Annotated in this window: 8 protein-coding genes; 5 read left to right on the forward strand and 3 right to left on the reverse strand. The window is 40.6% G+C overall.

Going from position 1 to position 7,077, the window contains the following annotated elements; translation table 11 throughout:
- The 3 genes from C900_RS24895 to C900_RS24905 all read left to right on the forward strand — a co-directional run.
- On the forward strand, nt 1–184 hold a 184-nt coding region (locus tag C900_RS24895; protein WP_040497533.1), incomplete at its 5' end, for a hypothetical protein.
- 158 nt (nt 185–342) lie between these two features.
- Nucleotides 343–2,652: an erythromycin esterase family protein gene (locus C900_RS24900; protein WP_009583147.1), complete on the forward strand. Its 2,310-nt coding sequence runs from the start codon at nt 343–345 to the stop codon at nt 2,650–2,652.
- A gap of 105 nt (nt 2,653–2,757) precedes the next feature.
- Complete coding sequence (locus C900_RS24905; RefSeq protein WP_009583148.1) at nt 2,758–3,069, forward strand: HesB/IscA family protein; 312 nt, start codon at nt 2,758–2,760, stop codon at nt 3,067–3,069.
- A 295-nt stretch (nt 3,070–3,364) separates the two neighbouring features.
- Here the strand turns inward: C900_RS24905 and folB are convergent, their stop codons facing one another.
- From folB to C900_RS24920, 3 genes are read right to left on the reverse strand one after another with little or no spacing between them, the layout of a single operon-like run.
- Entirely contained in the window at nt 3,365–3,721 is a 357-nt protein-coding gene (gene folB, locus C900_RS24910; protein ID WP_009583149.1) for a dihydroneopterin aldolase, read from the reverse strand.
- On the reverse strand, nt 3,721–4,458 hold the full coding sequence (locus C900_RS24915; protein WP_009583150.1) for a DivIVA domain-containing protein: 738 nt from the start codon (nt 4,456–4,458) through the stop codon (nt 3,721–3,723). The genes folB and C900_RS24915 overlap by 1 nt, the downstream gene beginning before the upstream one ends.
- Before the next feature lie 20 nt (nt 4,459–4,478).
- The gene (locus tag C900_RS24920; RefSeq protein ID WP_009583151.1) at nt 4,479–5,393 is read right to left on the reverse strand and encodes a WD40 repeat domain-containing protein; all 915 of its coding nucleotides are present in this window, start codon (nt 5,391–5,393) and stop codon (nt 4,479–4,481) included.
- Nucleotides 5,394–5,460: 67 nt separating this feature from the next.
- Here C900_RS24920 and C900_RS24925 point away from each other — a divergent pair, with 67 nt between their 5' ends.
- Together C900_RS24925 and C900_RS24930 are read left to right on the forward strand one after the other, a co-directional pair.
- Nucleotides 5,461–6,093, forward strand: a complete 633-nt coding sequence (locus C900_RS24925) for a 4'-phosphopantetheinyl transferase family protein (protein WP_009583152.1) — start codon at nt 5,461–5,463, stop codon at nt 6,091–6,093.
- A gap of 16 nt (nt 6,094–6,109) precedes the next feature.
- Nucleotides 6,110–6,673, forward strand: coding sequence for a redoxin domain-containing protein (locus C900_RS24930; protein ID WP_040497534.1), 564 nt, complete (start codon nt 6,110–6,112; stop codon nt 6,671–6,673).
- The last annotated feature ends 404 nt before the right edge of the window (nt 6,674–7,077 follow it).

Consider the following 7,077-nt stretch of genomic DNA (forward strand, 5'->3'; position numbering starts at 1 on the left):
TTTATCAAAATTAGTTCGTCTTTTTGTAATTCTTTACACTAGCTTGTATGAAGAAATTAATTATATTATCAACAGCAAATCTTTTTCAATAGAGGAAATACCCGGAGATTATGACCTGGAAAGTAAACGGGTTGTAATAATGGAATTGATACAGGAAGGGGTTTTGACATTACAAGATCATTAAAAACTAAGATGCGCGTATTTTATTCTTTTTTAAATAAAAAAACTTCGTTATGGCTTTTGTATTTCTCTTTCTGTTTATCTATTTCTGCTCTTTCACAACAAGAATGTTATTCGTCTTTTCCTGTAAAAACCAGAGCGTCATCTTCCACAAACTTTAGTTTGCTGAAACAAACACTCAATAACAAAAGAATAGTACTACTTGGGGAGCAAACCCACCAGGAAGGTACGGTTACAAAAATAAAGGTAGACTTGGTAAAATACCTGCATGATTCTCTAGGTTACAATGTATTGGTTTTTGAAGACAACTTTTATAACCTTTATGATCTGCTTCGCCGAATTGAGGGGCAGGAGTTGCTAATAAATTGGTCAGGATATTTCGATAGCCAATGGACAGATAATGAAGAGTTTTACAGCCTTCTGGAGTATATATGGGAATGCAGGAAAAATGGCAACCCACTTGAAGTCTACGGATTTGACTCTCAGTTCGTAACCACATCAAATACAAAAGAGATACTTGAATCGCTACACCAATTCCTGAACATCAACGGCTATCAGCTATCGGATACCGAAATCAATTTACTTGACAACTTTCTACAACTGCTAAGTACTCATCACCATAGTGAAATAAGAGATACTAATTTGATCAAAGATATACCACTTCTTTTGAATAAACTGGAGGGTGTTGCCTCTCAAGCTACAAAACCTTATCAGGACAAGGACAGCAATTTCTGGATGCAGATTTTACGTATGCTCCAGGAACAGGCAACGGTGCATCTTGCAGAAGCTCAGGGCATCAAAGAGCCCGTTCAAAACCCAAGAGATAGAATGATGGCGAACAACTTCAACCACATAGCCCAAATGTTTAGCAGTGAAAAGATCATTGGGTGGGGTGCCTCTTACCACTTTGCAAATCTCCCCGAAAAGCTTAACAGCACGCCTGTCACAGAAGATTATATTATCCGCATGAAAGAATTTCAGGAAGAGGATTTTCAACTTTCAGAACTAGATGGAGCTGTTCCAATGGGAAAGCTTCTTAAAGAGAGGTATGGTGAGAACCTATATGCCCTCGCCTTTTCAACATACTCAGGCAGATATGGCCATGACGAGCAGACCTATAATGTACTTATTCCTCCACCCGGAAGCCTGGAACAAAATGCGGAAAAAAGTGGCGACTTCTGCCAGTGGATAGACTTTCGTTCAGGGGAAATCTGTCCTCCATTCTACGCTTCTCCACTGGGTCACTTGCCGATTAAAGCTGAATGGAGTGAGATATTTGACGGTATTATCTTTAGCCGGGCGGTGGCACCTCTTACAACGCTCAACAAACAACAAGTTAATAGCAGAGCGCGTCAAAAATTTCTTACTGAAAAAGAACATGGACTGATCTTAAATGCAGAAGATAAAACACCTGTTCCTTTCGTGAACATAGGTATTAATAACACCCCTTACGGTAGCTCATCCAATGAAAAAGGTGAATTTGAAATCACCTTGCCTAAAGCCTTTTTAGAAGACTCCATAACATTCTCTGCGATAGGATACAAGCAAAAAACACTCCTGGTAAAGGCCTTTTTAGAAAAGAGTGAGAAACATATATTCCTTGATCCTGAATTATTAGTGCTGAAAGAGGTGCTGATTACTGGCGAAGCTCCTCCATCGGTAAGTTATATTATTAAAAAGGCTTCGTCTGACAAAAAAGATAATTATGGTATACCCTATTGTCAGGAGTTGTTTTACAGGTCTACTGCCTACGATTCATCGGACAATATCGAATCAAAACTGGAAGCAGTAATAGATTTCGGTGCTACACAAGGGCATCGACTTTACAATGAAAAGCAGTTCAACAGAAATCACGTAGCTGTTATAAAACAGATAAGAAATGTAAATGGCCTATCGAACGATCATGTGGCACTGCCTTATCTCTACAGTATGGACATCACAACTCACCAAGACGGCCCTCTCGACAAACGCAATAATAAAAGCTATCATTTTAGTCTGGATGATATTTCGAGCTTCGAGGGTGATACCGTATGGGTGGTAAGCTTTAGGTTAGAAGACAAAAATCTTTCTACCTACAATGACAATGATCCTTATCTGACACATTTTTCAGGAAAACTATTTATCAACAAGAAGGACTACGGTATTATTAAATACGAAGGCTCCATGGAGCGAAAGCTACCTCGAAGTGTACAACACTCCAATGACTCTTCCGTGCTAAATTTCAGAGTATCAACGGTGTACCAGAAATTTAATGGCTTATACTACATCAAATACGGAAAAATAGAGAGAAAAATAGAAAATTGGCCCATGCGTAACGGCAAGAAGAAAGTAGAGATTATGACTACATCATTTTGCGAGGGTAATCAAATTCCAAATGCTAAAGAAATTCACAAAATAAACGAAGAGATACCTTATAACCCCGAATTCTGGCGTAACTACAACATACTTCCGGATGTAGATATTAAGAAGTAAGATTTGCTCTCGATCCTCTTTAAATAAAGTTTATTCACACCGAAATTAATTTCAAGATTTCTAAGTTTACAGTGTGAGAAGCCGGAAGTCTTAAGATCAATAACTATGATAGACAATATAACCCCCGTAACACTGACAGAAAAAGCCATTGAAGAGGTGAAAAATATCATGAATAATAAAAATATCCCTGAGGGATACTCTCTTCGCATAGGTATTAAAGGTAGTGGGGGTTGTGCAGGTTTTAATTACCTCCTTGGCTTTGACAAGAAGAAGGATAACGATCTGGAATACCTACAGGACGGTGTCACCATCTTGGTAGAGAAAAAACACACAATGTATTTATTTGGCCTGGAAGTGGACTTCTACGAAGGTTCTGATGCAAGGGGGTTTACTTTTGTGAAACCGGAGAGTCGGTAGGCGTAGAAGACCGAAGTCGGAAGTAAAAAATCGGCCTAGCTCGAAATATCAAACAAGGTAGTAGGCATGAGAGTATTGAGTAGTTAGTCTTCAGTCCTGAGCAGGATAAGTGAAGTAAACAGTAATCAGTGATCGGTAACAGATAGCAATCTTAACCCCATAGCAACATCAAACACAGATCAGTCGGTAAAAAAGCTTTGAGCTTTGAGAGCTGTAAGCCGGTGCAGTCAACCCATGAAACTGGAAACTGGAAACTAAAAACTCGAAACTATAAACATCAAACAAAAAAAAAGGATTATCGGCCTTTCTTCAAACTAACAGTAGCTGCCCTACATTCCCCCCCAATAGGTGGATTAAACTTCGACAAACGTATCTCCACGTCTTCTACAGCAGGAATTTCTCTTAACACCCTGTCGGCAATGCGTTCTACCACGTGTTCAAGCAATTTTGAAGGCTGGGTCATCTCGTCTTTTACAATAGCATAGAGCAATTCATAATCAACAGTACCCTCGATATCATCGGTTTTGGAAGCTCGTTCAAAGGTTGAAGTAACGGAAATATTAACCTCAAATTGGTTGCCTTTCTCGCGTTCCTCATCATAATAACCATGATAGGCTTTGAAGCGCAACCCTTCCAGTTGTATTTTACCCATTACTCGATATCGTCAAAGAAGGAGGTATTTTTATTATTAGATGGCTTTTTCTCTTCAGTCGCAACTACTTCTTCCTCCTGTCTTTCCTCTTCCTCCGGCTCAGGAATTTCTTCCTTAGCAGGCTTAGGCTCATCCACTTTATACTTCACGCTCATTTTGGCCGCCTTGTCCACCGCCTCGCGTTTTACCCTCATCAGTTCGGCTTCTACGTCAAACTTTTTAAACTGGGTCTTCACCCGGTCTACCTTCTCTATCGCATCTTTGGCAAAGCTCCTGATATCGGAGAACAGGTCATCCTTTACATTTTCCAGCGTTCTGTAGAGCTGAGCCATATGTCGGATCTGATCTTCCATTTCATCAATGGTATTCTTCGACTTCATCTCAGCTTCTTCTATCATATCCTTAGCCCTGCTTTTTGCATCATTAAGTATGGCTTCAGCCTTCATCTGGGTCTCACGCATATGCAATTCCGCAGTTTTGGTAGCCTGATCGATCATGCTGGCTCCCGTATCTTCTGCGGTTTTTAATGTTTTAAAAAGAGAATTTTCTACCTCCCTCAATTTTTCGACTTCCCTTTCGGAGGCCTCCAGTTTTATCCGTAATTCTTTATTTTCATCGATCAGCTTCTCCCACTCCTGCGACATGGTGACCAAAAATGCATTGACTTCATCCTTATCCAGCCCTCGAAAAGCCTTCTCAAATGTCTTTTGGCGTATTTCTAATGGTGTAATCTTCATATCATCTGTTATTAAACCAACTATGTATTAAACTGTAAATCCCATACTGATATTGCCCGGTCGTCACTGGCACTTACCAATAAATCGTTGTAGGCAGACCATAGCAGCTTGTTTACCGAAGTACCATGCCCGGCATGCCTGGCCTTGTCTATGACCTTTAACAATTTAAAAGCCTGAGCGTCCCAGACTTTTATGGATTTATCCATACTACAAGTTACGAAATGTTTGCCATCCGGACTAAAATCAAGATTATTAATAGCATACATGTGCGCAACAATATCCTGGATCTCTAAATACCCGGCTGTAGCATCCCATACTTTAAGGCGAGCATCACGCCCGGCACTTAACAGCAACTGCCCATCCGGTGAATATTTAACGACAAACACAGAATTTTGATGTCCTGTCAACTCTTTTTTCAACTGGCAATCTTCCAGGCTAAAAACCCTGATGACATTATCGCTATAACCGACTACCAGTTCTCCGCGGCTTTCATTTACCGCTATCGAACGCGCACTCTTGGAGGCTTCTTTCATTTTGAACAGTACGCGAAGACTTTTTATATCGACAACGCTGACGGTTCCGGAAGCATCCCCAACATACAGGTGGTCGTTGTAAGATTTAATATCAAAGATAGCCTGGTCTGTCATTTTTAGCGAACCAACCTCATTCTTACTTTCCCAATCCAGCAGATGGATCCCATCATAGTTGTGTCCTACGATCAGCAAATTACGGTCGGCCTTATAGTGTAGTGCATATATTGAATTGGGCAATTTGGCAATGAGTTGTCCATCCTCCTCTTCCATATCCCAACATGCCACCATTCCATCACCTGCTCCGGAAAAGAATTTTTGCTCGTACTGTGTTTTTTCAATAGTATAAACACAATCGTTGTGGCCGGTGAAGGTTTTGAGCCGAGAAACGTTAACTTTGCTCATTAATCGTCCGTTTGCTGGTTAATATCTAATTTTAAAGCAAAGAAGCAAGTTTCCAGCCAGTTATCAAATGCCATTAACCAAAATAGAACAAATAAGTGATTCGAGGTATCTCGCCATCTGGCATATGGAAGAATCTGCAGAAGAGCTGCGGGAAAAATTACATCCAAGGTCTTCCGATACTGATCTATTAAGAAGCTACAGGAGCGATAAAAAAATATTGGAGTGGTACTGCGGGCGACTTTGTTTAAAAAGCCTGTGCGAACATATAGGCATCAGGTATGAAGGGCTCAGAAAAAACACCACCGGAAAGCCGTTTCTTCGACACAGTGAGGCAGAAATATCACTTTCACATTCCTACCCTTATGTAGCGGCAATTCTTGATCTCAATAAAGATGTGGGCATTGATCTTGAGCAACCCAAGCAAAAATTACAAAAGGTGGCGCACAAGTTTTTGAATACGCAGGAGCTGCATTTCACCAATGACGATATTACGTTACTATGTATTCATTGGTGCGCTAAGGAGACTTTGTATAAGATTGTGGATCAGAAAATAAGCTTTAAAAACCATATGGCTATAGAGCCTTTCGAAGTTCAGCCAAAAGGAGAGCTTATTGGCAGAGTAATTGTAAATGGTACTATAAATAGCTTTAAATTAGAGTATAGAATAGAAAATGATTATATTCTCACCTTTAATTTATAGGCAAAAGAGCGTTGTGATGAAAAATATTTTAATCCTCAGCCTGCTACTTGTATTTGGCGGAAGTTTGTCCGCACAAAAGGTTAGCAATTTTACATTGAAAGACGTTAGAAACAATAAGCAGGTCAGCTTATCAGACTTCAGTAACGCCAAGGGAGTAGTAGTGATCTTTACAAGCAATGTTTGTCCTTATTCGGTGTATTATGAGGGTCGCATTACACAGCTAATCGCGCAATATAAAGACAAAGGCATACAATTCCTCCTGATCAACTCTCATACAGAGAACAAAGAATCTGAGTCGGAAATGGCTAATAAAATTGCAGCCTGGGGTCTTGACGTGCCGTACCTGGCAGATAAGGATCAGCAGGTACTGGATGCCTTTAAGGCGCGCAAAAGTCCGGAAGTATTTCTTCTCAAGAATAATGGGAGTTTTAGCATATTCTATCATGGCGCCATCGACAACAACCCACAAGTCGCCACAGATGTGAAAGAGCGGTATCTGAAAGATAATATTGAAGCATTGCTTAAAGGTAAACCAGCTATTGCCGGAGGCCGCCCTACCGGATGTATGATAAAGAGATAGTAGCAGAGTCACGAGTATTGAATCAGGAGGGTAAAACTATTGGCGCCGGAAAAGCACATACGGTGACAGACCGGAATGGCTATTGGGCAGATATTAAAAAACCGACTTCCGTCATCCCGAAACACAAACTTTTTTTCTTTATCATCCTCTTCTTTTTGTTGTTATTCCTGACATAGCCTTTCTCTTTTTCGTGATTCCTGACGCAACGGAGTGGCGATCAACTCATGTTAAGTTAACCTGAGTTCGATATAAAATGCTTAATCATCACAATAAATGCCTCTTGTAAAAGCTCTTCCAGACCCGGATTTCAGTGGAGCTTCTCCGACTTCGTCCCTATCGGACTTCGGCGGGCGATGGTGAAGCCGGAGGGATTACTCATACCCGCAACCATGCCGCACAAACCC

Source organism: Fulvivirga imtechensis AK7, assembly GCF_000331535.1.
In the GTDB taxonomy this organism is placed as follows: domain Bacteria; phylum Bacteroidota; class Bacteroidia; order Cytophagales; family Cyclobacteriaceae; genus Fulvivirga; species Fulvivirga imtechensis.